The organism is Roseovarius sp. B-10 (assembly GCF_056859295.1).
Genome location: NZ_JBSXOE010000024.1, coordinates 30,944 through 55,451, shown reverse-complemented (window position 1 = coordinate 55,451; position 24,508 = coordinate 30,944). Strand labels below are relative to the sequence as shown.

Here is a 24,508-nt window from a genome sequence, read left to right as displayed (position 1 = left end):
GACAAGGCGCGTTTACGCGCCGCCGCGCAGCGCCCGACCGCCCCATCGGGCGGGCGCTTCTGCAACGGCGCAAATAGCTGTGATCATTGAAGTATCTTGCACCATAAATCGCACAGCACGAGCCAAACCGCGCCCACCCGGCGGTCGGGCGCTGCGCGGCTCATCGCCAAATGCCCAACGTCGGTTCCAGGCCAGACATCTCCAGACAACCCCCACCCCGACCAGTTCGCGGCCATCATCTGACAGCCGCCTTTGGCTCGGTTTCCTTGGGGCCATGCCCCCTCACTCGGTCAGCGGCGCGGTCATTTCCAGGTAGACCTCGGTCGCCCCGCGCAGGGCATGCGGGTTGTCACCTTCAGAGGACAGGTGAACCCGTTCCAGCACGACGGCGATCTTTTCTACCTCCGAGGCGATGCGTGCCACGGCCTGTTCCATCGTGTAGGTGTATTCGTGCACTTCTTCCATGTCCTGCACGCCCAGATTGTCGCGCGCCATGACCGCTTCCACCTTGGCGTTGTAGGCGGCGAGGTTCTCCATCGCCTCCGCGAGGGTTTCAGAGGACGCGGCGGCATAATGCTCGACCTCCTCGGCGGCGGTGGCGGGCAGGACGCCGAGACCGAGCACGAGGGTGGCGGCAAGAGCGGGCAGGGCAGGCAGGTGCATGGTGTTGATCCTTCGGCTTCGATTATTTCTGACAAAAATTATAAGAAATAAGATCCACCAACGCAACCGCCTTTTCCACCCGTAGCCCTTGCCCGCGCCCGCGCCCGGCATAAGTCCCCGGACATGACAAACCCGAGCGAAACCCACGTCCTCTACAATGCGCGCTGCCCGGTCTGCCGCGCCGAGATCGACCATTACCGCGCCCATTCAGAGGCGCGCGGTCTTCCGGTGGCGTTCCACGATCTCAACACCCGCGATCTGGCAGAGTGGGGGATCGATCCCGACATGGCGGCGCGGCGGCTGCATGTGCGTCAGGGCGGGCGCGTGGTGTCGGGTGTGGACGCGTTTCTGGCGCTGTGGCGCGCGCTGCCGCGCTACCGCTGGCTGGCGCGCATCGTGGCGCTGCCGGGGCTGCGCCACGCGGCGCATCTCGTCTACGAGCGCGTACTTGCGCCGCGACTCTACGCACGGCACGTTGCACGTATGCATCGGACCTGCCCCGATCATGTCGCATGATGGCCGGAATTGGGGGTTATTAAGGATATGTCCGCAAGATCGTGTAACCATGCAGGAATGACGCAGATGTCCTACCCGCTCTATTCCCCGGCAGAACGCATCGCCGATGGCGTCGTGCATGTCATGGGCCTGGTTGCGGCGCTCGCCGGGGTGGCGGCGGTCTATTCGCTCTGGGCCCTGCACATGGACGGGGTCACGTTCCTCGCGGTCACGGTCTACTCGCTGTCGCTGCTCGCGATGCTCGGCGCCTCGGCGGCCTATCACCTGCTCGCGCACACGCCGCTGCGCCCGATCCTGCGGCGGCTCGATCACGCGGCGATCTATGTCAAGATCGCGGGCACCTTCACGCCGCTCGGCATCCTGCTGGGCACTGCCTTCGGCTACATGGTGCTGGCGGGGGTCTGGGCGCTGGCCTGTCTCGGCGCGCTGTCCAAGCTGCGTATGCCGCGCGGGACCATGACCACCGGTTGGCTGCCCTACATGGCGCTGGGCTGGGCCGGGGTCGCGCTGATCCTGCCGCTTTCGGGCGTGCTGCCGGGCCTCAGCCTCGCGTTCATCGTGGGCGGCGGGCTGCTCTACTGCGTCGGCGTGATCTTCTACGCGTGGGAAAGCCTGCGTTTCGCCAACGCGATCTGGCACGTCTTCGTCGCGCTGGCCTCGGCCTGCTTCTTCATAGGTATTAACACGGCGGTCGCTGCGGCACTCTGAACCTTGCGGTTCAGCGCTTGAACCGTGCGGTCAGCTCGGCCAGAAGCGCGCTGTTGCGGCAATAATCCGGCACCGCCTCGCCCGCTTCATGGGCTGCCAGCCAGTGCTCGCATGCCTCCGGCGCGGCACATCCGGTGCAGGCCAGAACCGCCTCGCCCAGCTCTCCGGGGGTGAGGTGCCCCTCCATCATTGTTTCTTCCAGATCAACACCGTGCGCCGCCGCCATCCGGTCCACGAGGTCGGCATGACGCTTGAGAATCAGGCTGTGTTGCATGGCAAGTCTCCCTGTACTCCGGCCATTAGCCTGCCATGCGGATTCCCTCGCGTCGTTGATCTCGGTCAAAGCCCCGCCGCCACCCGCCGCACCGTTTCTACCCTTTGTGCATTGGGCGGATGCGTCCCGAGGAACCGGTTGCCGGGATCGGGAATCTGCGAAAAGAACGCCACGCCGCGGACCGGATCATAGCCCGCGCGATGCGCGATCACGGTGCCCAGCGCATCCGCCTCAAGCTCGAAATCCTTTGAAAAGACACGCCCGCCCACGCCGGCGCCAAGATCGACGGCCCCGTCGACCACCGATTGCCCGGCTCCCGTGATCGCGGCGATACCGCCGAGAATGACAGCCCCCGCCATCGCGCTCTGCTGCTGGCGCGGGATGTGACCGGCGATGTGATGCGCGGCCTCGTGCCCCATGACAAACGCCAGCTCGTCGGCATTGCGGACCGCGCCGATCATCGGCAACGTGAAGGCGACGACCGGCCGCCCGGTGCGGTCGAGCGTCTGGTAGGCATTGACCGGCTGGCCGGGCCGGTCATCCACCACGATGCGGAAATCGCAGTTAGAGCGTGGCGCGCGGTCGCGGCAATTGCGCTCGGCCACCGGCTCGATGCGCTGCACAACAGTCAGGAATTGCTGCACTTTTGCGCGAGTGACCGTCGGCGCGGGGCGCTCGGCAGCGGGCTGTCGGGTCTGGGCGGTCTCTGACACCTCGACGCAAGAAGCGACGAGACCAAGGGCAAGGCAGGCAATCCAGCGCATCTGATCTCCTCGGGTCGATCTCCACATCTGTCTTGTAGCAGGCTCTCGACCTTCTTACAGCCCCCGACGCGCCGCCCATCAACGGTTTGCAATCCGCCGTCGAACGGGTAGCCTGCAATCATGTTTTCCATAGAGCACGAGTTCGACTCGACCGTCATCACCCTCGTCGACGAGGGGGCCGCCCCTCTCAAGGAAGACGTCGTCGTCAACGCCTTCGAGGAATGCGTGACGGTCGAGCAATACGACCCGCGCACCGATACGGTGCTGCGGATCACCCTGTCGATGAGCCAGCTACGCGATCTCGGCGTGGCGCTCGACCTGCCAGAGGGCGTCTACCTTCGCGAGCCGGGGGGGTGAGCGGGCTCAGCGGCCGAGCTTTTCCAGCATCTCGGAGGCCGCTGCCGCCGGTGTGATCGTCCCTGCGGCCACGTCCCGTGAATAGCGCTCCATCTCGGCCCGCGCCTCCGGCGCGTCGAGCCGCGCCAGCAAGCCCTGCCGCAGTTCCTCGACGAACCAGCTTTGCGCCTGCGCCGCGCGGCGGGCCGCGAAATGCCCCTCGGCCCGGCGCCAGTCGATGAGCGCGCGCATCTCTTCCCATGCGCCTTCGAGCCCCTCATCCTCCAGCGCCGAGACGCAGATCGCCTTGGGAAAGCCCTCGGGGTCCTGCGCGCGCTTGCGCAACAGCCGCAGCGCCCCGGCATAATCCGACCGCGTCCGCTGCGCCGCCGCCTTCAGATCGCCATCGGCCTTGTTTACGAGGATGAGATCGGCGATCTCCATGATCCCGCGCTTGACGCCCTGCAACTCGTCGCCGCCTGCCGGTGCGAGCAGCAGCACGAAGATGTCGGACATCTCCGCCACCACTGTCTCGGATTGTCCTACACCTACCGTCTCGATCAGCACCACGTCAAAGCCCGCCGCCTCGCACAGCGCCACCGCCTCGCGCGTGCGCCGCGCCACGCCGCCCAGGTGGCTGCGGCTGGGCGAGGGGCGGATGAACGCGCCCGGCTCGCGCGAGAGCCGCTCCATCCGGGTCTTGTCGCCGAGGATCGAGCCGCCCGACCGCGCCGAGCTTGGATCGACAGCCAGCACCGCCACCTTCAGCCCCTGTCCGGTCAGCATCAGGCCGAAGCTCTCGATGAAGGTGGACTTGCCCACCCCCGGCGTGCCCGACAGCCCGATCCGGATCGCCTCGCGCCCCGATCCACGCACCGCCTCGAGCAGGTCGGTGGCCTGCGCCCGGTGATCGGCGCGCCCGCTCTCGATCAGCGTGATCGCCCGCGCCAGTGCCCGCCGGTCGCCCGCGATGATCCGCTCGCTCGTCTCTTCGATATCCATGCGCCCGCCGGGTTGCCTGATCTGTCCGCGCCTTCTTGCCTTGGCGGCGCGGGGAATGTCCAGACCGGGGCGTACGCCCGTTGTTTCTTCTTGGTCCAAATACCCCGGCGCCGCGCGGGCCGCAAAGGCCGGGGCTTGGGTATTTTCGCCAAGAAGAGGCCGCGAAACGCCCCCTCTGGCCAAGCGCGCGCCGCTGTCGGATAACCGGGGCATGACCCAAACTCTGCCCATCCACGACGCCATCCCCGCCCTGCTCGACGCGCTGCGTGGGCGCGGGCGCGCGGTGTTGCAGGCCCCGCCGGGGGCGGGCAAGACCACCGTTGTGCCGCTCGAGATGCTGCGCGCGGAGCTGACGACGGGCCGCATCGTCATGCTGGAGCCGCGCCGTCTCGCTGCCCGCGCCGCCGCCGAACGCATGGCCGAGACCCTCGGCGAACGGGTGGGTGAGACCGTCGGCTACCGTATCCGGGGCGAGGCAAAGGTGTCGAGGACGACCCGGATCGAGGTCGTGACCGAGGGCATACTCACCCGCATGATCCAGTCCGCACCGGACCTGCCCGGTGTCGGCGCCGTGATCTTCGACGAGTTTCACGAACGCTCGCTCAACGCCGATCTCGGCCTCGCCCTGTGCCTCGAGGTGGCAGGCGCGCTGCGCGAGAACATGATCCTGCTCGCCATGTCCGCCACGCTCGATGCCGAGCCGGTGGGGCGGCTGATGGGCGACGTGCCGGTGGTGACGTCCGAGGGGCGCAGCTACCCGGTCGAGACCTGCTGGCTCGACCGCCCGCGGCCCAAGCGGCAGCCCTTCGAGGAAGGCGTGGCCGATCTGGTGGAGCGCGCGGTCGCGGAGACAGAGGGCGGTGTGCTCGTCTTCCTTCCCGGCGAGGGGGAAATCAGGCGGGTGGAGGCGTTGCTCAAGGGTCGCCTGCCATCCGGCTGTCACCTGCGCCCTCTCTTCGGCGCGATGGATTTCGCCGCGCAGCGCGCCGCCATCGCCCCGTGCCCGGAGGGCCGCAAGATCGTGCTCGCGACCGCCATCGCCGAGACCTCTCTCACCATCGAGGATATCCGTGTCGTGGTGGACGGGGGGCGTGCGCGGCGGGCGCGGTTCGATCCCGGCTCGGGCATGTCGCGGCTGGTGACCGAGCGGGTCACCCGCGCCGAGGCCACGCAGCGCGCGGGCCGCGCGGGCCGGGTGGCCGAGGGCCTATGCTTCCGGCTCTGGACGCGCGGCGAGGAGGGCGCACTCGCCCCCTTCCCGCCGCCCGAGATCGAGGCCGCCGACCTCGCCGGGCTGGCGCTGGAACTGGCTCTGTGGGGGGCGGAACCAGAAGCACTGCCCTTTCTCACGCCGCCCAATTCCGGCAGCTACGCCGAGGCGCGCGCGCTTCTGACAATGCTGGGCGCGCTCGACGGCAAGGGGCGCATCACCGATCACGGGCGCGCGCTGGCCGCGCTGCCCCTGCATCCGCGGCTTGCACATATGCTGGCCGTCGCGGGCCCCGGTGCCGCCCCGATGGCGGCGCTGCTGGCGGATCGCGACCCGCTGGCGCGAGGCGCGCCTGTGGACCTGTCCCTGCGCATGGCCGCGATTCGCGATCCGCGCGCCTATGCCGAGCGGCACCCGCATCCTGCCAATCGCGGCGCGGTCGAACGTATCCGCGCCGAAGCGAAACGCCTGGCCCGACAGGCCGGGGGTGCAGAGGCCGGGATGAGCGATGCCGGGATGGCCGCGTTGGCCTATCCTGACCGCGTCGGTCTGCGCCGCAAGGGCGATGACCCGCGCTACGTGCTCTCGGGTGGCAAGGGGGCGGTCATGCCCGAGGGCGATCCGATGTCCGGCGCGCGGCTCATCGTCGCCAGCGACCTCGACGGCGACCCGCGCGAGGCGCGCATCCGGCAGGCCATCGAGATCGGCGAGGCAGAAGTGCGCGACCTCTACGGTGACCGCATCGGCTGGGAGGATGTCTGCGCATGGGATCGGCGCGCCCGGCGCGTCGTCGCCCGGCAGCAGGAGCGGTTCGGCGCGCTGATCCTTGATGACCGGCTCTGGAAGGGCGCGCCGCAAGAGGCGGTCGCCCGCGCCATGCTTGACGGAGTGCGCGACCTCGGGTTGAGCTGGACCGACGCCGCCCGCCGCTTCGCCGCCCGCGTGACGCTCTGCCGCGAGAGCATGCCGGACCTGCCCGACATGTCCGAGGCGGCGCTCATGGACACGCTCGAGACATGGTTGCTGCCGTTTCTCGGTGGCGTGAAAACGGCACGGGACTGGAAGGCGTTCGATATTCTGGACGCGCTTCGCGCAAGGCTCACATGGGCGCAGATGCAGGCGCTCGACAGCAGCGCGCCTGCGCATTTCCTCACGCCGCTGGGGCGCAAGGTCCCCATCGACTATTCCGGCGAGGAGCCGGAGATCACCCTGCGCCTGCAGGAAATGTTCGGCCAGACCGAGCACCCCGTCGTTGCCGGGCGGCGATTGCGCGTCACGCTCTTGTCGCCGGGGCAGAAACCGGTGCAGACCACCACCGACATTCCCGGTTTCTGGGCCACCTCCTACGCGGATGTGCGCAAGGACATGCGCGGCCGCTACCCCCGGCACCCCTGGCCCGAGGACCCGACCGAGGCGGACCCGACGTTGCGGGCGAAGCCGCGAAACACGCCGCGAAACACACGGTGATTTGCATGGCGCCCGGTTTTCGCATAACCTAAACGGTAATAGACGAAAAAATGCGAACATGCCGGGCAGGGCAGACCAAATGGTAAAGATGCAATCCGTAACCGAGCGCTCTGGCGCGCGCACTGCCTATCCGCCGGAACGGCAGGTGGCGGCGCTGTGCTGGCGCAAGGAAAAGGGTCGCAAGGAAGTGCTGCTCATCACCAGCCGCGACACCGGGCGCTGGATCGTGCCCAAGGGTTGGCCGATCAAGGGGCTGAGCGACGCGCAGGCGGCCATGCGCGAGGCGTGGGAAGAGGCTGGCGTGCGCGCGGGCGCCGACAAGGCCCGCCCTGCCGGACAGTTCTTCTATGACAAGGCGCTCGACGATGGCAATGTGATCCCGATCGTCGCGCATCTCTACAAGGTGCGGCTGCGCAAGGGCGATCTTGCCGACAGCTTCCCCGAGGCGGCAGAGCGCAAGCGGCTCTGGGTACCGGCGAAAAAGGCCGCCAAGCTAGTGCGGGAGCCCGAGCTGAAGGCGATCCTGCGCAGCCTCTGAATGCAGTGGCTCAGGTCGGCATCAGCGCCCAGTAATCGAGGTCGAGCAACACGTGGGGCAGGTACTTGCCGTCCTCGCCCCTGAGGGTGAAGGGCGCACCGCCCTTGGTCGCCACCAGCCGCAGGCGGAGCGCGCCCACCCCCGGCGCGTCCACCTCTGCACGGTCGAGCACCTCGGACCACGCGCGCACCGTGTCGCCCGCGAAACAGGGGTTGGCGTGGCTGCCTGCATTGATCGCGGCGATCATCTGCGCATTGGCCAACCCATTGAACGACAGCGCGCGCGCCATCGAGATCACATGCCCGCCATAGATCAGCCGCTTGCCGTCGGCGCGGGGCGTGGCGTCGAAATGCGTCTTGGACGTGTTCTGCCATAACCGCGTCGCCATCATGTGCTCGGCTTCCTCGATAGTCACGCCGTCCACATGGTCGATCCGCTCGCCGATCTCGTAATCGCCCAGCCGGTGCGGCTCTCCGGCCAGCCCGAAATCGTAATTCGTGAAGTCGAGCCCGGCAGGGATGATGAGGTCGTTCGGGTCCACCACCGCCGCCGTCGGCGGCACCACCGCGTCGGGCGCCGGGGCGCTCATGTCGTTCTTGCGCACCATGACCCAGCGGGTGAATTCCATCACCGGCAGATCATGCTGATTGATGCCCGTGGTGCGCACGTAGACCACCCCGGTCTTGCCCGAAGAGTTCTGCTTGAGCCCGATCACTTCGGATTCGCTGCGCAGCGTGTCGCCGGGATAGACCGGGCGCAGCCAGCGCGCCTCGGCATAGCCGAGATTGGCCACGGCGTTGAGCGAGATATCCGGCACCGATTTGCCAAAGACGATGTGAAACGCCGCCATGTCGTCAATCGGGCTGTCGGGCAGGCCGCTCGCACGCGCGAACTCGTTCGATGAATAAAGCGCGTGCCGCGCCGGGTAGAGCGCGTGATAAAGCGCACGTTCGCCGCCCGAGACGCTGCGCGGCACCGCGTGGCGGATCACCTCGCCGAGGGTATAATCCTCGAAGAACCGGCCCGGATTGGTCTTCATCGCTATTGCTCTCCCAGCTTCATGTCGGGCGAATAGCTGCCGTCTTTCTCTTTCACCACGGCCTGACCGCAGCGCATCACGCCGTTGGCCGCGTCAAAGGCATAGGTGGGCCCGCCGTGCAGCTCCCAGCCGTCGTTGAGGGCGGCCGTCACCTTGTGGCAAAATGCCGACGTGTCGTCGGCGCTGAGAAAACGGTAGAGTTTCATCGCCTTACCCCGGGAACGGCCAGACGCCCAGCCAGTTGTGAACAAAGGTCATGCCAAAGAACAGCACCACCGTGATGACGCCGAGGATGATGTCGCGCTTTGCCTCGCCCGGTGCGGGGCGCTCCCACGCTTCGGAGAGGTTGATGACCACCACTTCCAGCACCGCCCAGGCGAGCAGGCCGCCGAACAGGATCAGCGACGCGAGATCGCCGTTCACCAGCAGGTGCGCCACCGCCCAGACCTTGACGGCGGTCAGTTGCGGGTGGCGGAGTGCGCCGCGCAGCCGCCCCTTGGTGGCGCTCATCCCGTAGAGGAACACGGCCCCCAGCATCATCAGGTTGTTGAGATGCACGGTCCACGCGGGAGGGAACCAGATATTGATGAACTCCGCCTGCCGGTAGCCGTAGATCATCAGCCCGAGCCCCGCGAGAACGCCCACGGCCACCAGCCCCTTGCCGACGTTTCCCATCCCCGCGCGTAACTCGGGGGCCACCCGCTTGAACAGATGCGCCGCCGTCCAGAGGATCAGCCCGAGAATGAGGTAAACCATAGGTCGCTACTCCGCTGCCATGTCCCGTATCGCCTGCGCCCGGTCGAGAATGCGCTGAGCCGCGACGATGTGCAGGTTCTCGACGATCTGCCCGTCCACCACAGCGATCCCCTGTCCCGAGGCCCGGCTTTCTTCATAGGCTGCGATCTGCCGTTCGGCCAGTTCAATCTCGGAATTGGTGGGGGCAAAGGCGGTATTGGCGATCTCGATCTGAGCCGGGTGAATGAGCGTCTTGCCGTCGAAGCCGAGGTCGCGCCCCTGTTCGCATTCCGCCTTGAGCCCGTCGCCGTCGCGGAACCGGTTATAGACCCCGTCCACCGCCACGATCCTTGCCGCGCGCGCCGCCATCACGACCATCTGCAACGCGGTCATAAGCGGCAGGCGGTCGGCGCGCACCCGGCAGCCGAGATCCTTGGTCAGGTCGTTCGTGCCTGCCACCAGCCCCGTCACCTGCCGGTGCGCGGCGATTTCGCGCGCGTTGAACACGCTCACCGGCGTCTCCATCATCGTCCAGACCGGCAGGTCGGGGCCGATCACCTCGGTCAGGTTGTCGATGTCCGAGGGCGTGTTGACCTTGGGCAACAGGATCGCATCGGGCCCCGCCTCGCACAGCGCGCGGGCATCCTCCAGCCCCCACTCGGTGGTCAGCGCGTTGATCCGCACGATTCGCGCGCGCTTGCCATAACCGCCCGCGCGCAGCGCCGCGACCAGCGTGTCGCGCGCCTCGGCCTTGGCGTCGGGGGCGACGGCATCCTCCAGGTCAAAGATGATCGCATCGGTCGGCAGATCCCGCGCCTTCTCCAGCGCGCGTTCCTTCGAGCCGGGGATGTAGAGCACCGAGCGATAGGGATGGGAGGGGCTGGCCATGATCTGTCCTTGCGCTGAGAAGTAACAATCGTTCGCAGGAATGCCATTTATTGCCACAAAACTTCAAGCAGTTTCCGCCGCGACGCAGCATGCCCGAACCCCGTCACCCCGCATTAACCAAGTCTTCACGTCTCCTCCGGCATCCTTTCGCGGGACGGCAGGGACCAACAAGTGAATGGGTGTGACGATGATCGCAAGGAAAAGGAATCTGAGCCTGACCGCGGCCCTCACCTGTCTTCTGGCCGCGCAAGCGGCGGCGCAATCGGGCCAGTGCGCCCCGCGAGAGACGGTGGTGCAGCGCCTCGCCGAGGCCTATGGCGAAACCCCGCAGTCGATGGGGCTGGGGGCCAACAACGCGGTGGTCGAGGTGTTCGCCTCCGCCACCTCCGGCAGTTGGACCATCACCGTGACCGGCACCGACGGCATCACCTGCCTGATCGCCGCCGGTAAGGGCTTCGAGACGATCGCCGACAGCCTGCCCGCCCCGGGCAACGACGCCTGACGGCGCGTCAGAGACCGTCGATCACCAGCTTGAGGCCCGTCACGGTCAACAGCACGTAGGTGATCGCGAAAAACGCGCGCTCCGGCACCGCCCGGTGCGCGCGCACGCCAATCCATGCCCCCAATAGCGCCAGCGGTGCCAGCATCAGGTCGATGCGCAGCGTCTCGGCGGTGAACAGGCCGAGAAAACCGTAAGGCACGGCCTTGGCGATGTTGAGCACGAAGAACAACGCCACCGTGCTCGCCTGATAGCCGGTCTTGCCGAGGCCTCGCGACAGCAGGTAAACGGCCGCCGGCGGCCCGCCCGCGTGGCTGACGAAACTGGTAAAGCCGGCCACGAGGCCCGCCATCAGGCCCGCCCAGCCCGGCAAGGGCCGCGCCGCGCCACGGATCGCACCGGACCGGAGCGCCACCTGCCAGCCGACGAACCCCAGCGCGATCGCCCCGATGAGCAGCCGCAGCAGATCAGCGTCGGCCACCCGGTAGAACGCGGCCCCCAACGCCACGCCCGGAAGGCCCCCGAGGATCAGCAGCGCCGTCTCGGTGACGCCCCATTGCCGCCAATAGGGCCGCAGCGTCGCGAGGTCGATCATCATCAACAGCGGCAGCATGATGCCCAGCGCCATCCCCGGCGGGATCACCAGCGCCAGAATCGTCGCCCCCGCAAAGGCTGCGCCAGAGCCGAATCCCCCCTTCGAGACACCCGCGAACAGCGCCGCGACCGCCCCGACGGCAAGCAAGTCCCAAGTGACGTCCATTCTCCTAACCCTTCGGCTCAGAACTCATTTCTCAGCATACTGCCGCATACAAAACCCCGTCGTCCCAATCCGCCGCAGTGCCGCGGGCTTGCATGGGGCCACAAATCGGACTACGCCCTGCCGCAGCTTTGCAACCCACGGAGACAAATCCAATGGCCAGACCCAGGATCGCGCTGATCGGCGCCGGACAGATCGGCGGCACGCTCGCCCATCTCGCGGCGCTCAAGGAACTCGGCGACGTCGTCCTTTTCGACATCGCCGAAGGCACCCCCGAAGGCAAGGCGCTCGACATCGCCGAATCCGGCCCCTCCGCCCGCTTCGATGCCAATCTCAAGGGCACGCAGGACTATGCCGACATCGCCGGGGCGGATGTCTGCATCGTCACCGCCGGTGTCCCGCGCAAGCCGGGGATGAGCCGGGATGACCTTCTCGGCATCAATCTCAAGGTGATGAAGTCGGTCGGCGAGGGCATCGCCGCCAACGCGCCCGACGCGTTCGTGATCTGCATCACCAACCCGCTCGACGCGATGGTCTGGGCCTTGCAGAAATTCTCAGGGCTCCCCGCGCACAAGGTCTGCGGCATGGCCGGCGTTCTCGACAGCGCGCGCTTCCGCCATTTCCTCAGCCTCGAATTCGGCGTCTCGATGCGCGACGTTTCGGCCTTCGTGCTTGGCGGGCATGGCGATACGATGGTGCCCTCGGTGCGCTATTCCACCGTGGCGGGCATCCCGCTGCCGGACCTGATCGAGATGGGCTGGACCACGCAGGAAAAGCTCGACGCCATCCTGCAACGCACCCGCGACGGCGGTGCCGAAATCGTCGGTCTGCTCAAGACCGGGTCGGCCTTCTACGCCCCCGCGACCGCGGCGATCGAGATGGCCGAGGCCTATCTCAAGGACCAAAAGCGCGTCCTGCCCTGCGCCGCCCATTGCAACGGCGAGTTCGGGGTCAAGGGCATGTATGTGGGCGTGCCCACGGTGATCGGCGATGGCGGCATCGAGCGCATCGTCGAGATCAAGCTCAACAAGGAAGAGCAGTCGATGTTCGACAAATCCGTTGACGCGGTGAAGGGCCTCGTGGAGGCCTGCAAGGGCATCGACAACTCGCTCGCCTGACAAGGCGACCGATACAGATCGGCCGGGGCTGGATAATTTCCAGCCCCGATTCTTTTCAGGCAGCATAAATTCCCTTCAGTCTCTTTTGTGATCACACGATTTATCGCCGTGATCACAAAACCCCGAAATTTGCCCCAATTGCCCCGAAAGCGCAAAAAACCATTTAATGCGCGCGCGAATCTGTGCCTATACCTGTGTTAATCGCAGCAAAACGGGACAGTTTCATGAATATCCACGAGTATCAGGCCAAGGCGCTCCTGCGCTCTTTTGGCGCCCCGGTGTCGGATGGTCGCGTGGTCCTGCGCGGCGAAGAAGCCAAGACCGCAGCGGGCGCGCTCGACGGGCCGCTCTGGGTCGTCAAGGCACAGATTCACGCGGGCGGGCGCGGCAAGGGCACCTTCAAGGAGCCCGGCGCCGGCGAGGCTGGCGGTGTGCGCCTCGCCAAGTCCGTCGAGGAGGCCGCCGAAGAGGCGCGCCGGATGCTCGGGCGCACGCTCGTGACCAAGCAGACCGGCCCCGCGGGCAAGCAGGTCAACCGCATCTATATAGAGGACGGATCGGGCATCGAGACGGAGATGTACCTTGCCCTGCTCGTGGATCGCGGCACCAGCCGGGTGAGCTTCGTCGCCTCCACCGAGGGCGGCATGGATATCGAGGAGGTCGCGGCCAAGACCCCCGAGAAGATCCTCAGCTTCTCGGTCGACCCCGCGACCGGCTATCAGCCGTTCCACGGACGCCGCATCGCCTTCAACCTCGGCCTCAAGGGACCGCAGGTCAAGCAATGCGTGGCGCTGATGGGCACGCTCTACCGCATGTTCGTGGAAAAGGACATGGAGATGCTCGAGATCAACCCGCTGATCGTCACCGACAAGGGCGATCTCAAGTGTCTCGACGCCAAGATGGGTTTCGACTCCAACGCCATCTACCGCCACTCCGACATCGCCGAACTGCGCGACACGACCGAGGAAGATCCCAAGGAGCTCGAAGCCTCCAAGTACGACCTCAACTACATCGCGCTCGACGGCGAGATCGGTTGCATGGTCAACGGCGCGGGCCTCGCCATGGCGACGATGGACATCATCAAGCTCTATGGCGCCGAGCCTGCCAACTTCCTCGACGTGGGCGGCGGCGCGACCAAGGAAAAGGTCACCGAGGCGTTCAAGATCATCACCTCCGACCCGAACGTGAAGGGCATCCTAGTCAACATCTTCGGTGGCATTATGCGCTGCGACGTGATCGCCGAGGGCGTGGTCGCCGCGGTCAAGGAGGTGGGCCTGCAGGTGCCCCTCGTCGTCCGGCTCGAAGGCACCAATGTCGAAAAGGGCAAGGAGATCATCAACAATTCCGACGTCGACGTGATTGCCGCCGACGACCTCGCCGACGCCGCACAGAAGATCGTGAAGGCGGTGAAGGGGTGAGCACGCGGCGTGCCGTGGTCAGGAGCGGGAGGGATTTCCCATGCGTGACGCTCTGAGATCGGAATTCGAGGCCAAGGACTGGTCGGGGCGCAAGGTCGAATCGCGCTCCGGCGCGGGCTCCACGCTCGAGGCCACGACCGCCCTGCGCGCCGCGCTACCTGGGCTGCTGGCCCGCCACAACGTGCGCCGCTTCCTCGACGCGCCCTGCGGCGACTGGTTCTGGATGCAGCATGTCGATCTGGGCGATGTCCATTACATCGGCGCCGATATCGCCCGCGACGTGCTCGATGCGGTCGCGGCCCAACACGCGGGCCCGGTCCGCGAATTCGTCCATCTCGACATCACCGCCGACCCCTTGCCACGGGCCGACATGATGATGTGCCGTGATTGCCTGTTTCACCTCAAGTGGTGGCTGCGCTGGAAATTCTTCGAAAATTTCGTGGAGAGCGGCATCCCGTACCTGCTCACCAGCATGCACCACACGCCGGTGAACCGGCGGCTGAACAAGAATGGCGACTTTGCGCCGTTCAACCCGTGCATTGCCCCGTTCAACTTCTCCGACCCGTTGGAGACAATCCCCGAAACCGGCGATATCAACCTCGATCCCGCGTTCCTCGATACCGCCCGTGGCCGCCGTCAGCGGTCGATGGGCCTGTGGTCGCGCGCGCAGGTGGTCGAGGCTCTGGACCGACACGCAGCCGAGGAGAAGGCCCCCTGATCCACCCATGCAAGGCGCGCCTCCAGGGCGCTCCTGACGACAAACAGCAACACCAAAGGAAGGAGCCAGAGAAATGGCAGTCCTCGTAGACAAGGAAACCAAGGTCATCTGTCAGGGGCTCACCGGTAGCCAGGGCACGTTCCACTCCGAACAGGCCATCGCCTATGGCACGCAGATGGTCGGCGGCGTGACGCCGGGCAAGGGCGGCACCACGCATCTCGATCTGCCGGTGTTCAACTCGGTGCACGAGGCGAAACACGAAACGCAGGCCAACGCCTCCGTCATCTACGTGCCGCCCCCCTTTGCCGCCGATTCCATCCTCGAAGCGCTCGACGCCGAGATGGAATTGATCGTCTGCATCACCGAGGGCATCCCGGTGCTCGACATGATGCGCGTCAAGCGCGCGCTGATGGACAGCAAATCGGTCCTGATCGGGCCCAACTGCCCCGGCATCATCACTCCCGACGCCTGCAAGATCGGCATCATGCCCGGCCATATCCACAAGCGCGGCTCCTGCGGCGTGGTCTCGCGCTCCGGCACGCTCACCTACGAGGCGGTCAAGCAGACCACCGATGCGGGGCTGGGACAGTCCACCTGCATCGGCATCGGCGGTGACCCGATCAAGGGGACCGAGCATATCGACGTGCTGGAATGGTTCCTCGCCGATGACGAGACCGAGAGCATCATCATGATCGGCGAGATCGGCGGCTCCGCCGAGGAGGACGCCGCGCAGTTCCTCAAGGACGAGGCCAAGAAGGGCCGCAAGAAACCGGTCGCAGGCTTCATCGCCGGGCGCACCGCCCCTCCGGGCCGCCGCATGGGCCATGCGGGCGCCATCGTGGCGGGCGGCAAAGGCGGCGCCGATGACAAGATCGAGGCGATGCGCTCCGCCGGTATCGTCGTCGCCGACAGCCCCGCAGGCCTCGGCGAGGCCGTGCTCGAAGCGATCGGGTGACGCATTCGGCAGGCCGGGGCATCCTCGGCCTGCCCAGACACGCAAGGTTCCAAGCTCCTCCGAGGTGCCATCATGACCGACCAATCTTCCAACGACCAGTTCCACGCCTCCTCCTTCATGCAGGGGCACAACGCCGAGTATCTCGAGCAACTCTACGCGCGCTACGCCAGCGATCCCGGTGCGGTGGACGAGGCGTGGAAGAAGTTCTTCGACGATCTGGGCGATTCCGGATCAGAGGTGACGCGCGAGGCCGCCGGCCCCTCCTGGGCGCGCGGCGACTGGCCGCCGCAGCCCTCGGACGACCTTACCGCCGCGTTGACCGGTGAATGGCCCGCCGAGCCCGAGATCAAGGACGCAGGCAAGAAGATCGCCGCCAAGGCCGCCGACAAGGGCATTGAGGTCACCGACGAACAGGTCAAGCGCGCGGTGCTCGACTCGGTGCGCGCGCTCATGCTGATCCGCGCCTATCGTATCCGCGGCCACCTCATCGCAGAGCTTGACCCGCTGGGCCTGCGCGATCACGGCCACCGCCCCGAGCTCGACCCGAAATCCTACGGGTTCACCGAGGGCGACATGGACCGTCCGATCTTTATCGACAACGTGCTCGGGCTCGAGGTCGCGTCGCTGCGCGAGATCCTCGCCATCGTCAAGCGCACCTATTGCGGCACCTTCGCGCTGCAATACATGCACATCTCCGACCCCGAGCAGTCCGGCTGGCTCAAGGAGCGGATCGAGGGCTACGACAAGGAAATCAGCTTTACGCGGAACGGGCGCAAGGCGATCCTGAACAAGATGGTCGAGGCCGAGGGCTTCGAGAAATACCTCCATGTAAAGTACATGGGAACCAAGCGCTTCGGCCTCGACGGTGCCGAAAGCCTGGTTCCGGCGATGGAGCAGATCATCAAGCGCGGCGGCCAGCTCGGCGTGCGGGACATCGTCATCGGCATGCCGCACCGCGGGCGGCTGAACGTGCTGGCCAACGTGATGGGCAAGCCCTATCGCGCGCTGTTCCACGAGTTCCAGGGCGGCAGTTTCAAGCCCGAGGATGTCGACGGGTCGGGCGACGTGAAATACCACCTCGGTGCCAGCCACGACCGCGAATTCGATGGCAACACCGTTCACCTGTCGCTCACCGCCAACCCCTCGCACCTCGAGGCGGTGAACCCGGTGGTCATCGGCAAGGTCCGCGCCAAGCAGGACCAGTTGAACGACACCGAGCGCACCAAGGTCCTACCCATCCTGCTGCATGGCGACGCGGCCTTTGCCGGGCAGGGCGTGGTGGCCGAGTGTTTCGGCCTCTCGGGGCTAAAGGGGCACAAGACCGGCGGCACCATGCACATCGTGGTCAACAACCAGATCGGCTTTACCACCGCGCCGCACTTCTCGCGCTCCTCGCCCTATCCCACCGATATCGCGTTGATGGTCGAGGCGCCGATCTTCCACGTCAACGGCGACGACCCCGAGGCGGTGGTGCACGCCGCTCGCGTCGCCACGGAATTCCGCCAGAAGTTCCACAAGGACGTGGTCATCGACATCATCTGCTACCGCCGCTTCGGCCATAACGAGGGGGACGAACCGATGTTCACCAACCCCCTGATGTACAAGAAGATCAAGCAGCAGAAAACCACGCTCGCCCTCTACACCGACCGGCTGGTCAAGGACGGCCTCATCCCCGAGGGCGAGGTCGAGGACATGAAGGCGGCGTTCCAGTCGCATCTCGGCGACGAGTTCGAGGCGGGCAAGGACTATCGCCCCAACAAGGCCGACTGGCTCGACGGCGTGTGGTCCGACCTCAACCCCCACAAGGGCGATTACGAACGCGGCGAGACCTCGATCAAGCCCGAAACGCTCAAGGAGATCGGCGCCGCGCTGAGCCGTGCGCCCGAGGGCTTCAACCTGCACAAGACCGTGGGCCGCCTGCTCGACGCCAAGCGCCAGATGTTCGAGACGGGCGAGGGCTTTGACTGGGCCACCGCCGAGGCGATCGCCTTCGGCTCTCTGTTGACAGAGGGCTACGGCGTCCGCCTCTCGGGCCAGGACAGCACCCGCGGCACCTTCAGCCAGCGTCATTCCGGGCTGATCGACCAGGAGACCGAGGACCGCTACTACCCGCTCAACCATATCCGCGAGGGCCAGGCGCAATACGAGGTCATCGACTCGATGCTCTCGGAATATGCCGTTCTCGGGTTCGAGTATGGCTACAGCCTCGCCGAGCCCAAGGCGCTCACCCTCTGGGAGGCGCAGTTCGGCGATTTCGCCAACGGCGCGCAGATCATGTTCGACCAGTTCATCTCCTCGGGCGAAGCGAAATGGCTGCGCATGTCGGGCCTCGTCTGCCTGCTGCCCCACGGCTACGAGGGGCAGGGCCCCGAACACTCCTCGGCCCGGTTGGAGCGGTTCCTGACCATGTGCGGCGGCGACAACTGGATCGTGGCCAACTGCACCACCCCGGCCAACTACTTCCACATCCTGCGCCGCCAGCTTTACCGCACCTTCCGCAAGCCGCTCATCCTGATGACGCCGAAATCGCTCCTGCGCCACAAGATGGCGGTCTCGGTCGCGGCGGATTTCACCACCGGCTCGTCGTTCCACCGGGTGCTGTGGGACGACGCCCAATACGGCAATTCCGATACCGAGCTTGTCCCCGACAAGAAGATCAAGCGCGTGGTCATGTGCTCGGGCAAGGTCTATTACGACCTGCTCGAAGAGCGCGACAAGCGCGGCATCGACGATGTCTACCTGATGCGGATAGAGCAGTTCTACCCGTTCCCGGCCATGTCCATGGTCAAGGAGCTTGAGCGCTTCAAGCAGGCGGAAATGGTCTGGTGCCAGGAAGAGCCCAAGAACCAGGGCGCCTGGTCCTTCATCGAGCCGAATATCGAATGGGTGCTCACGCGCATCAAGGCCAGGCACAAGCGGCCCCAATACGCCGGTCGCCCCGCCGCTGCCTCGCCCGCCACGGGCCTCGCCAAACAGCACAAAGCACAACAAGAGGCGCTGGTGGATGCCGCGCTGACCATCGAAGGGAAATAAGTGATGAGCACCGAAGTCCGTGTCCCCACCCTGGGCGAATCCGTCTCCGAGGCGACCGTCGCCACCTGGTTCAAGAAACCCGGCGACAGCGTCGCCGTCGACGAGATGCTGTGCGAGCTTGAAACCGACAAGGTGACGGTAGAGGTGCCCGCCCCCGCTGCCGGCACGCTGGGCGAGATCGTCGCGCATGAGGGCGAAACCGTGGGCGTCGATGCGCTCCTTGCCACCATCACCGAAGGCGCGGGCAAACCCGCCCCCAAGGAAGAAAAGAAGGCCGAGACCGCGGCCCCGAAGGACAGCGGCGGCGGTTCCGGCGAGAGCATCGACGTCATGGTCCCCACCCTTGGCGAGAGCGTGAGCGAGGCCACCGTCGCCACATGGTTCAAGGCGGTGGGCGACGCCGTCGAGGCCGACGAGATGCTGTGCGAGCTGGAAACCGACAAGGTCTCGGTCGAGGTGCCAGCCCCCGCCTCGGGTACGTTGACGGAAATCCTCGCCGGCGAGGGCGAGACCGTGCAGGCGGGCGGCAAGCTCGCGCTCATGTCCTCGGGCGCGGGCGCGGCGGCCCCCGCCAAGGCCAGCGAGGGCGACGGCGACGCCCCCGCCAAAACCTCGGCCAAATCATCCGGCAAGGATGTCGAGGATGCCCCCTCGGCGAAAAAGGCGATGGCCGAGGCGGGCGTCAGCCGCGATCAGGTCGAGGGCTCCGGCCGCGATGGCCGCGTGATGAAGGAAGACGTGGCCAAGGCCGGCGCCGCCCCGAAACCGGCCCCCGCTGCCGCCCCTGCGCAGGCCCCCCGCGCGCCCTCCCCGGCAGAGGACGCCGCGCGCGAGGAACGGGTCAAGATGACGCGCCTGCGCCAGACCATCGCCAAGCGGCTCAAGGACAGCCAGAACACCGCCGCCATGCTCACCACCTATAACGAGGTGGACATGACCGCGGTGATGGACCTGCGCAACGAGTACAAGGCCGAGTTCGAGAAGAAGCACGGCGTGAAACTCGGCTTCATGTCCTTCTTCACCAAGGCCTGCTGCCACGCGCTCAAGGAGGTGCCCGAGGTCAACGCCGAGATCGACGGCACCGAGATCGTCTACAAGAATTTCGTCCACATGGGCATCGCCGCGGGCACGCCCACCGGCCTCGTCGTGCCGGTGATCCGCGACGCCGATTCCATGAGCTTCGCCGCGATTGAAAAGGCCATCGCCGAGAAAGGCGCCCGCGCCCGCGACGGCAAGCTTTCGATGGCCGAAATGCAGGGCGGCACGTTTACGATCTCCAACGGCGGCGTCTACGGCTCACTGATGTCCTCGCCCATCCTCAACCCGCCGCAATCGGGCATCTTGGGCATGCACAAGATCCAGCAACGGCCCATGGTCGTGAACGGCGAGATCAAGGCCCGCCCGATGATGTACCTGGCATTGAGCTACGACCACCGCATCGTCGACGGCAAGGGCGCGGTGACGTTCTTGGTGCGGGTCAAAGAGGCGCTTGAGGATCCCCGGCGGTTGTTGATGGATTTGTGATCGCGGGCCGGGGTTCACCCCGGCCTACCGTAGGGCGGGGTTCACCCCGCCACCAATCCAACCGGAGGCAAGCTCCATGACCGCCCGCCCCGCCGCTCCCGGCGGCCTCAAAAAGAAATGGTGGGGTTCAGCCACCACAACGACACTGAACAAAGAGGGGTGACGTCGTAGAAATGATTGAAAGCTGGCCTTTGTATGCAATCCTCGCTCTCATCATCGCTTGTGGATTTTACCTCCAACGCATTGATCGGAGAGTAAAGTTGATAAGCGCTAGGCTGGGCCGACTTTCTCTAACTTTTAAAAAAATCGAAAACGATTTGGATGCGCTCCAAAGCTCAGTTCTAATTCTTGCGAAGAATGATCCTGATATGATTGAAGAGATTACCTTGATAAGAGATCGCAGGCCTTTGATTTTTCGCCAAATTGTAGAAAGTGGTCCTAATTCCGCGGAGATTCTCAGAGGCTTGGAATGGCCCGACCTGGACGATGATCCGGTCTTTTGGAGAGAAGGTTCACTTGCCGACCACATGCGGTTACCGGAAAGCTTAGACGAAGCGCAAAGCGCGAAGGGGAACAAATGACCCCCGAACTCACCGCCCTTACCCTCGCCGCACTCCTGCAGGTCGTCCAATACCTGCTCTACGCGGTCCCCGCCAATCTCGAGCTTGGCCCCGGCTACACCATGTCCGCCCGCGACCGCGAACCGACCAAACAGATGTCCGACGGCACCGCCCGTCTGGGCCGGGCGCTGACCAACCATTTCGAGGGGCTGATCCTCTTTACCATCGCCGTCGTCACCGTCACGCTCGGCGACCAATCCACCCCCCTGACCGCCGCCTGCGCGTGGACCTACCTCGCCGCCCGCGTCGCCTATATCCCGGCCTATTACCTCGGCCTGCGCCCGTGGCGCTCGCTGATCTGGGCGGTGGGCTTCTTCGCCACGCTCCTCATGCTGCTGGCGGCGCTCGTCTGATGCTTCATCTTGCCCGAAATATCCCGGGGGAGTCGCCGCGAGGCGACGGGGGCAGCGCCCCCAAACCACCGACGCAATACCGACAGAATACCGACGCGATACCGACGCGCAAAATGAAAGGACTCTGACCCATGGCCTCCTATGACGTGATCATCATCGGCGCCGGCCCCGGCGGCTATGTCTGCGCCATCCGCTGCGCGCAACTCGGCCTGAAAACCGCCGTGGTCGAGGGCCGCTCCACACTTGGCGGCACCTGCCTCAACGTCGGCTGCATCCCCTCCAAGGCGCTCCTGCACGCCACCCACCAACTCCATGAAGCAGAACACAATTTCGCCAAGATGGGCCTCAAGGGCAAGTCGCCCTCGGTCGACTGGAAACAGATGCAGGCGTACAAGGACGACGTCATCGGCCAGAATACCAAGGGCATCGAATTTCTGTTCAAGAAGAACAAGATAGACTGGATCAAGGGCTGGGCCTCGATCCCCGGGGCGGGCAAGGTCAAGGTCGGCGACGAGACCCACGAGGCAAAGAACATCGTCATCGCCTCGGGGTCTGAATCCGCCAACGTCCCCGGCGCCGATGTCACCATCGACGAAAAAATCGTGGTCACCTCCACCGGCGCGCTGGAATTGTCCAAGGTTCCCAAGAGCATGGTGGTGATCGGCGGCGGCGTGATCGGGCTCGAGATGGGCTCGGTCTATGCCCGGCTCGGCGCGCAGGTCACGGTGGTCGAATTCCTCGACGCCATCACCCCGGGCATGGACGGTGAGGTGCAGAAGAACTTCCAGAAAATGCTGAAGAAACAAGGCATTGATTTCGTCATGGGCGCCGCCGTCCACACTGTCGAGACGCTCAAGACCAAGGCCAAGGTGCACTACAAGCTGCGCAAGGACGACAGCGAGCATCAGCTCGACGCCGATGTCGTCCTCGTCGCCACGGGCCGCAAGCCCTATACCGAGGGGCTCGGCCTCGACAGCCTCGGTGTCGAGATGACCAAGCGCGGACAGGTCGCGGTGGGCGGCGATTGGCAGACCAACGTCAAGGGCGTCTACGCCATCGGCGACGCCATCGACGGCCCGATGCTCGCCCACAAGGCCGAGGACGAGGGCATGGCCGTGGCCGAGGTGCTGGCGGGCAAGCATGGCCACGTCAACTACGGCGTCATCCCCGGCGTGATCTACACCCACCCCGAGGTGGCCAACGTGGGCGAGACCGAAGAAACCCTGAAAGATCAAGGGCGTGCCTACAAGGTCGGCAAGTTCTCGTTCATGGGCAACGGCCGCGCCAAGGCCAATTTCGCCGCCGACGGCTTCGTCAAGATCCTCGCCGACAAGGCGACCGACCGCATCCTCGGCGCGCATATCATCGGGCCGATGGCGGGCGATCTCATCCACGAGATCTGCGTCGCGATGGAATTCGGCGCAAGCGCCGAGGACCTCGCCCTCACCTGCCACGCGCACCCCACCTATTCCGAGGCGGTGCGCGAGGCGGCGCTGGCCTGCGGCGACGGCGCGATCCACGCCTGAGCCCCTCCGGCGCGGCCACTGCGTCGCGCCGGTCTCAGCCGGACCTGCCTGATGGGATTGGAGCGGGTGAAGGGAATCGAACCCTCGTCGTCAGCTTGGGAAGCTGCTGCTCTACCATTGAGCTACACCCGCGACGCGCCTTGATTACCCGCAAATGCGCCCGCGCCGCAAGAGCAAAGCGCGCGCTATTCCGGCAGCTCCGCCTCGGGGATCATGGCAAAGAACGCGCCGCCCGACCACAGCCCGAACCACCCGTCGCGGCGGTCCCCGATCTCGACAAGCCGGTAGAAGCTCTTGCGGTCGATCAGCGCGTCGAGACCGGCGCGGACATGGACATAAGGCGACGGCTCGCCGGTCTCCGGGTCGCGCTCCACCCGGATCGGGTGATCCGGCCCGGCGGTGACGTGATCGCCGACGTTGGTCTCGAATCGCAGGTTCTGGCCCTCGCCCTCGCCGTCACGCTCGAAATCGACCGCGACGAAGGGCGCGTCATCGACGGTGATTCCCACCTTCTCGACCGGGGTGACGAGGAAGTACCTGTCGCCGTCCTTGCGGAGAATGGTGGAAAACAGCCGCACAAGCCCGTGGCGGTTGATGGGCGTGCCTTGGTAGAACCACGTCCCGTCACGGGCGATCCGCATGTCGAGATCGCCGCAGAAGGGCGGGTTCCACTCATGCACCGGCGGCAGGTCACGGCCGCCCGATTTCGCGGCACGCACCGAGGCGGCGAGGCTCTCGGCTGACGGGGTTGTGACGCTACTCGCACTCATTGCTTTTGCCATTTCCAATTGAAACGATACATTCCACATGAGGATATAGGCCCAACCGGAGTTTTGCCATGACCGAAGAGACCGATCTCGTTGCCGGGCTGGAGGCGCTGGAGGAAAAGCTGGCGCGTGCACGGGCCTCGATCACCCGGCGCTTCATCGGGCAGGAGCGCGTCGTCGACCTGTCGCTCTCGGCTCTCCTGTGCGGTGGGCACGGGCTTTTGATCGGCTTGCCGGGGCTGGGCAAGACTCGGCTGGTGGAAACGCTGGGCACGGTGATGGGGCTCGCGACCAACCGGGTGCAGTTCACCCCCGACCTGATGCCCGCCGACATCCTCGGGAGCGAGGTGCTCGAGACCTCGAATGACGGTCGCCGCGCGTTCAAGTTCATCGAGGGGCCGATCTTCTGCCAGCTTCTCATGGCCGACGAGATCAACCGCGCCAGTCCGCGCACCCAATCGGCGCTGTTACAGGCGATGCAGGAGCGGCAGGTGACCGTGGCGGGCGAGACCCGCGCGCTGGACCAGCCCTTCCACGTCCTGGCCACGCAGAACCCGATCGAGCAGGAGGGCACCTATCCGCTGCCCGAGGCGCAGCTCGACCGCTTCCTCGTGCAGATCGAGGTGCCATACCCTGATCGCGACACCGAGCGCGCGATCCTTCTGGCCACCACCGGGGCCGACGAGGAAGAGGCGCATGGCGTGTTTACGCCCGCGGACCTGATCGCCGCGCAGCGGATGCTACGGCGGATGCCGGTGGGCGAGAGCGTGATGGAGATGATCCTCGATCTCGTGCGCGCCGCCCGTCCAGAGGAGCCGGGCGTCTCCGAGGCGGTGCGCGAAAGCGTTGCCTGGGGGCCGGGGCCGCGCGCCGCGCAGGCGCTGATGCTGACGGTGCGCGCGCGGGCGATGTTGCAGGGCCGCCTCGCCCCGGATGCGAGCGACGTGGCTGCGATGGCGATGCCGGTGCTGATCCACCGCATGGCGCTCAACTTCGCGGCACGGGCACGCGGCGACAGCCTCGGCGCTCTGATCTCGACGCTGGTCGAAGACATCACCCGGGTTGAGGCGGCCGCCTGAG

Annotated in this window: 26 protein-coding genes and 1 tRNA gene; 16 read left to right on the top strand and 11 right to left on the bottom strand. The window is 66.0% G+C overall.

Going from position 1 to position 24,508, the window contains the following annotated elements; genetic code table 11:
• Positions 1-282 precede the first annotated feature (282 nt).
• Complete coding sequence (locus tag AC13D8_RS05445) at positions 283-663, bottom strand: DUF6746 family protein (RefSeq protein WP_482967986.1); 381 nt, start codon at positions 661-663, stop codon at positions 283-285.
• 123 nt (positions 664-786) lie between these two features.
• Between AC13D8_RS05445 and AC13D8_RS05440 the strand changes: the two genes are divergently transcribed.
• Together AC13D8_RS05440 and trhA are read left to right on the top strand one after the other, a co-directional pair.
• Complete coding sequence (locus tag AC13D8_RS05440; protein ID WP_482967985.1) at positions 787-1,179, top strand: thiol-disulfide oxidoreductase DCC family protein; 393 nt, start codon at positions 787-789, stop codon at positions 1,177-1,179.
• Positions 1,180-1,245: 66 nt separating this feature from the next.
• Positions 1,246-1,887, top strand: a complete 642-nt coding sequence (gene trhA / locus AC13D8_RS05435; protein ID WP_482967984.1) for a PAQR family membrane homeostasis protein TrhA — start codon at positions 1,246-1,248, stop codon at positions 1,885-1,887.
• A gap of 10 nt (positions 1,888-1,897) precedes the next feature.
• Here trhA and AC13D8_RS05430 read toward each other — a convergent pair whose 3' ends face one another.
• Both AC13D8_RS05430 and AC13D8_RS05425 read right to left on the bottom strand, forming a co-directional pair.
• Entirely contained in the window at positions 1,898-2,161 is a 264-nt protein-coding gene (locus AC13D8_RS05430; protein ID WP_482967983.1) for a DUF6455 family protein, read from the bottom strand.
• Between the two features lie 65 nt (positions 2,162-2,226).
• The gene (locus AC13D8_RS05425) at positions 2,227-2,925 is read right to left on the bottom strand and encodes a M48 family metallopeptidase (protein ID WP_482967982.1); all 699 of its coding nucleotides are present in this window, start codon (positions 2,923-2,925) and stop codon (positions 2,227-2,229) included.
• Positions 2,926-3,045: 120 nt separating this feature from the next.
• Between AC13D8_RS05425 and AC13D8_RS05420 the strand changes: the two genes are divergently transcribed.
• Positions 3,046-3,282 (top strand): hypothetical protein, encoded by a 237-nt coding sequence (locus AC13D8_RS05420; RefSeq protein ID WP_482967981.1) that lies wholly within the window; start codon positions 3,046-3,048, stop codon positions 3,280-3,282.
• 6 nt (positions 3,283-3,288) lie between these two features.
• Here the strand turns inward: AC13D8_RS05420 and meaB are convergent, their stop codons facing one another.
• Positions 3,289-4,263 (bottom strand): methylmalonyl Co-A mutase-associated GTPase MeaB, encoded by a 975-nt coding sequence (meaB, locus tag AC13D8_RS05415; RefSeq protein WP_482967980.1) that lies wholly within the window; start codon positions 4,261-4,263, stop codon positions 3,289-3,291.
• A gap of 211 nt (positions 4,264-4,474) precedes the next feature.
• On the opposite strand from meaB, the gene hrpB reads away from it, so the two are divergent.
• Together hrpB and AC13D8_RS05405 are read left to right on the top strand one after the other, a co-directional pair.
• A complete protein-coding gene (gene hrpB / locus AC13D8_RS05410; RefSeq protein ID WP_482967979.1) occupies positions 4,475-6,940 on the top strand; it encodes an ATP-dependent helicase HrpB in 2,466 nt (821 codons plus the stop codon).
• Positions 6,941-7,028: 88 nt separating this feature from the next.
• On the top strand, positions 7,029-7,478 hold the full coding sequence (locus AC13D8_RS05405; RefSeq protein ID WP_129431432.1) for an NUDIX hydrolase: 450 nt from the start codon (positions 7,029-7,031) through the stop codon (positions 7,476-7,478).
• A gap of 10 nt (positions 7,479-7,488) precedes the next feature.
• Here AC13D8_RS05405 and AC13D8_RS05400 read toward each other — a convergent pair whose 3' ends face one another.
• From AC13D8_RS05400 to AC13D8_RS05385, 4 genes are read right to left on the bottom strand one after another with little or no spacing between them, the layout of a single operon-like run.
• Positions 7,489-8,517, bottom strand: coding sequence for a MaoC family dehydratase (locus AC13D8_RS05400; RefSeq protein WP_482967978.1), 1,029 nt, complete (start codon positions 8,515-8,517; stop codon positions 7,489-7,491).
• Between the two features lie 2 nt (positions 8,518-8,519).
• Positions 8,520-8,723 carry a DUF1737 domain-containing protein gene (locus AC13D8_RS05395; protein WP_129431434.1) on the bottom strand — a complete coding sequence of 68 codons (204 nt, stop codon included), beginning with the start codon at positions 8,721-8,723 and terminating at the stop codon, positions 8,520-8,522.
• Between the two features lie 4 nt (positions 8,724-8,727).
• Complete coding sequence (locus tag AC13D8_RS05390) at positions 8,728-9,273, bottom strand: NnrU family protein (protein WP_104018281.1); 546 nt, start codon at positions 9,271-9,273, stop codon at positions 8,728-8,730.
• 6 nt (positions 9,274-9,279) lie between these two features.
• Positions 9,280-10,140, bottom strand: a complete 861-nt coding sequence (locus tag AC13D8_RS05385) for an HpcH/HpaI aldolase/citrate lyase family protein (protein WP_482967977.1) — start codon at positions 10,138-10,140, stop codon at positions 9,280-9,282.
• A gap of 175 nt (positions 10,141-10,315) precedes the next feature.
• Between AC13D8_RS05385 and AC13D8_RS05380 the strand changes: the two genes are divergently transcribed.
• Entirely contained in the window at positions 10,316-10,642 is a 327-nt protein-coding gene (locus tag AC13D8_RS05380) for a hypothetical protein (protein ID WP_482967976.1), read from the top strand.
• A gap of 7 nt (positions 10,643-10,649) precedes the next feature.
• On the opposite strand, the gene AC13D8_RS05375 is transcribed toward AC13D8_RS05380, so the two are convergent.
• The gene (locus AC13D8_RS05375) at positions 10,650-11,399 is read right to left on the bottom strand and encodes a sulfite exporter TauE/SafE family protein (RefSeq protein WP_482967975.1); all 750 of its coding nucleotides are present in this window, start codon (positions 11,397-11,399) and stop codon (positions 10,650-10,652) included.
• Positions 11,400-11,551: 152 nt separating this feature from the next.
• Here AC13D8_RS05375 and mdh point away from each other — a divergent pair, with 152 nt between their 5' ends.
• The 9 genes from mdh (at position 11,552) to lpdA (ending at position 22,661) form a co-directional block, all read left to right on the top strand.
• Positions 11,552-12,514: a malate dehydrogenase gene (mdh, locus tag AC13D8_RS05370; RefSeq protein ID WP_482967974.1), complete on the top strand. Its 963-nt coding sequence runs from the start codon at positions 11,552-11,554 to the stop codon at positions 12,512-12,514.
• A 224-nt stretch (positions 12,515-12,738) separates the two neighbouring features.
• Entirely contained in the window at positions 12,739-13,932 is a 1,194-nt protein-coding gene (gene sucC, locus AC13D8_RS05365; protein ID WP_482967973.1) for an ADP-forming succinate--CoA ligase subunit beta, read from the top strand.
• Between the two features lie 40 nt (positions 13,933-13,972).
• A complete protein-coding gene (locus tag AC13D8_RS05360) occupies positions 13,973-14,650 on the top strand; it encodes a class I SAM-dependent methyltransferase (protein WP_129431440.1) in 678 nt (225 codons plus the stop codon).
• A 73-nt stretch (positions 14,651-14,723) separates the two neighbouring features.
• Positions 14,724-15,605, top strand: coding sequence for a succinate--CoA ligase subunit alpha (gene sucD / locus AC13D8_RS05355; RefSeq protein ID WP_482967972.1), 882 nt, complete (start codon positions 14,724-14,726; stop codon positions 15,603-15,605).
• Positions 15,606-15,677: 72 nt separating this feature from the next.
• Positions 15,678-18,638, top strand: coding sequence for a 2-oxoglutarate dehydrogenase E1 component (locus tag AC13D8_RS05350; protein WP_482967971.1), 2,961 nt, complete (start codon positions 15,678-15,680; stop codon positions 18,636-18,638).
• 3 nt (positions 18,639-18,641) lie between these two features.
• Positions 18,642-20,162, top strand: coding sequence for a 2-oxoglutarate dehydrogenase complex dihydrolipoyllysine-residue succinyltransferase (gene odhB, locus AC13D8_RS05345; RefSeq protein ID WP_482967970.1), 1,521 nt, complete (start codon positions 18,642-18,644; stop codon positions 20,160-20,162).
• A gap of 173 nt (positions 20,163-20,335) precedes the next feature.
• Complete coding sequence (locus tag AC13D8_RS05340; RefSeq protein WP_482967969.1) at positions 20,336-20,743, top strand: hypothetical protein; 408 nt, start codon at positions 20,336-20,338, stop codon at positions 20,741-20,743.
• Positions 20,740-21,135 carry an MAPEG family protein gene (locus AC13D8_RS05335; protein WP_482967968.1) on the top strand — a complete coding sequence of 132 codons (396 nt, stop codon included), beginning with the start codon at positions 20,740-20,742 and terminating at the stop codon, positions 21,133-21,135. The genes AC13D8_RS05340 and AC13D8_RS05335 overlap by 4 nt, the downstream gene beginning before the upstream one ends.
• A gap of 131 nt (positions 21,136-21,266) precedes the next feature.
• Positions 21,267-22,661: a dihydrolipoyl dehydrogenase gene (gene lpdA / locus AC13D8_RS05330; protein WP_482967967.1), complete on the top strand. Its 1,395-nt coding sequence runs from the start codon at positions 21,267-21,269 to the stop codon at positions 22,659-22,661.
• A gap of 58 nt (positions 22,662-22,719) precedes the next feature.
• Here lpdA and AC13D8_RS05325 read toward each other — a convergent pair.
• Together AC13D8_RS05325 and AC13D8_RS05320 are read right to left on the bottom strand one after the other, a co-directional pair.
• Positions 22,720-22,793 (bottom strand) — tRNA-Gly (locus tag AC13D8_RS05325).
• 53 nt (positions 22,794-22,846) lie between these two features.
• A complete protein-coding gene (locus AC13D8_RS05320; protein WP_482967966.1) occupies positions 22,847-23,431 on the bottom strand; it encodes a DUF1285 domain-containing protein in 585 nt (194 codons plus the stop codon).
• A gap of 68 nt (positions 23,432-23,499) precedes the next feature.
• On the opposite strand from AC13D8_RS05320, the gene AC13D8_RS05315 reads away from it, so the two are divergent.
• On the top strand, positions 23,500-24,507 hold the full coding sequence (locus tag AC13D8_RS05315) for an AAA family ATPase (protein ID WP_482967965.1): 1,008 nt from the start codon (positions 23,500-23,502) through the stop codon (positions 24,505-24,507).
• Position 24,508 lies beyond the last annotated feature (1 nt).

Excerpts from the sequence above, each read along its gene's own strand:
- AC13D8_RS05360 (WP_129431440.1), top strand. The coding sequence starts at position 13,973 with ATGCGTGACGCTCTGAGATCGGAATTCGAGGCCAAGGACTGGTCGGGG.
- mdh (WP_482967974.1), top strand. The coding sequence starts at position 11,552 with ATGGCCAGACCCAGGATCGCGCTGATCGGCGCCGGACAGATCGGCGGC.
- AC13D8_RS05395 (WP_129431434.1), bottom strand. The coding sequence starts at position 8,723 with ATGAAACTCTACCGTTTTCTCAGCGCCGACGACACGTCGGCATTTTGC.
- sucD (WP_482967972.1), top strand. The coding sequence starts at position 14,724 with ATGGCAGTCCTCGTAGACAAGGAAACCAAGGTCATCTGTCAGGGGCTC.
- hrpB (WP_482967979.1), top strand. The coding sequence starts at position 4,475 with ATGACCCAAACTCTGCCCATCCACGACGCCATCCCCGCCCTGCTCGAC.
- AC13D8_RS05340 (WP_482967969.1), top strand. The coding sequence starts at position 20,336 with ATGATTGAAAGCTGGCCTTTGTATGCAATCCTCGCTCTCATCATCGCT.
- lpdA (WP_482967967.1), top strand. The coding sequence starts at position 21,267 with ATGGCCTCCTATGACGTGATCATCATCGGCGCCGGCCCCGGCGGCTAT.
- AC13D8_RS05335 (WP_482967968.1), top strand. The coding sequence starts at position 20,740 with ATGACCCCCGAACTCACCGCCCTTACCCTCGCCGCACTCCTGCAGGTC.
- AC13D8_RS05315 (WP_482967965.1), top strand. The coding sequence starts at position 23,500 with ATGACCGAAGAGACCGATCTCGTTGCCGGGCTGGAGGCGCTGGAGGAA.
- AC13D8_RS05375 (WP_482967975.1), bottom strand. The coding sequence starts at position 11,399 with ATGGACGTCACTTGGGACTTGCTTGCCGTCGGGGCGGTCGCGGCGCTG.
- AC13D8_RS05405 (WP_129431432.1), top strand. The coding sequence starts at position 7,029 with ATGCAATCCGTAACCGAGCGCTCTGGCGCGCGCACTGCCTATCCGCCG.
- sucC (WP_482967973.1), top strand. The coding sequence starts at position 12,739 with ATGAATATCCACGAGTATCAGGCCAAGGCGCTCCTGCGCTCTTTTGGC.
- AC13D8_RS05390 (WP_104018281.1), bottom strand. The coding sequence starts at position 9,273 with ATGGTTTACCTCATTCTCGGGCTGATCCTCTGGACGGCGGCGCATCTG.
- AC13D8_RS05440 (WP_482967985.1), top strand. The coding sequence starts at position 787 with ATGACAAACCCGAGCGAAACCCACGTCCTCTACAATGCGCGCTGCCCG.
- AC13D8_RS05320 (WP_482967966.1), bottom strand. The coding sequence starts at position 23,431 with ATGAGTGCGAGTAGCGTCACAACCCCGTCAGCCGAGAGCCTCGCCGCC.
- AC13D8_RS05350 (WP_482967971.1), top strand. The coding sequence starts at position 15,678 with ATGACCGACCAATCTTCCAACGACCAGTTCCACGCCTCCTCCTTCATG.
- trhA (WP_482967984.1), top strand. The coding sequence starts at position 1,246 with ATGTCCTACCCGCTCTATTCCCCGGCAGAACGCATCGCCGATGGCGTC.
- meaB (WP_482967980.1), bottom strand. The coding sequence starts at position 4,263 with ATGGATATCGAAGAGACGAGCGAGCGGATCATCGCGGGCGACCGGCGG.
- AC13D8_RS05380 (WP_482967976.1), top strand. The coding sequence starts at position 10,316 with ATGGGTGTGACGATGATCGCAAGGAAAAGGAATCTGAGCCTGACCGCG.
- AC13D8_RS05385 (WP_482967977.1), bottom strand. The coding sequence starts at position 10,140 with ATGGCCAGCCCCTCCCATCCCTATCGCTCGGTGCTCTACATCCCCGGC.
- AC13D8_RS05445 (WP_482967986.1), bottom strand. The coding sequence starts at position 663 with ATGCACCTGCCTGCCCTGCCCGCTCTTGCCGCCACCCTCGTGCTCGGT.
- AC13D8_RS05400 (WP_482967978.1), bottom strand. The coding sequence starts at position 8,517 with ATGAAGACCAATCCGGGCCGGTTCTTCGAGGATTATACCCTCGGCGAG.
- AC13D8_RS05430 (WP_482967983.1), bottom strand. The coding sequence starts at position 2,161 with ATGCAACACAGCCTGATTCTCAAGCGTCATGCCGACCTCGTGGACCGG.
- AC13D8_RS05425 (WP_482967982.1), bottom strand. The coding sequence starts at position 2,925 with ATGCGCTGGATTGCCTGCCTTGCCCTTGGTCTCGTCGCTTCTTGCGTC.
- AC13D8_RS05420 (WP_482967981.1), top strand. The coding sequence starts at position 3,046 with ATGTTTTCCATAGAGCACGAGTTCGACTCGACCGTCATCACCCTCGTC.
- odhB (WP_482967970.1), top strand. The coding sequence starts at position 18,642 with ATGAGCACCGAAGTCCGTGTCCCCACCCTGGGCGAATCCGTCTCCGAG.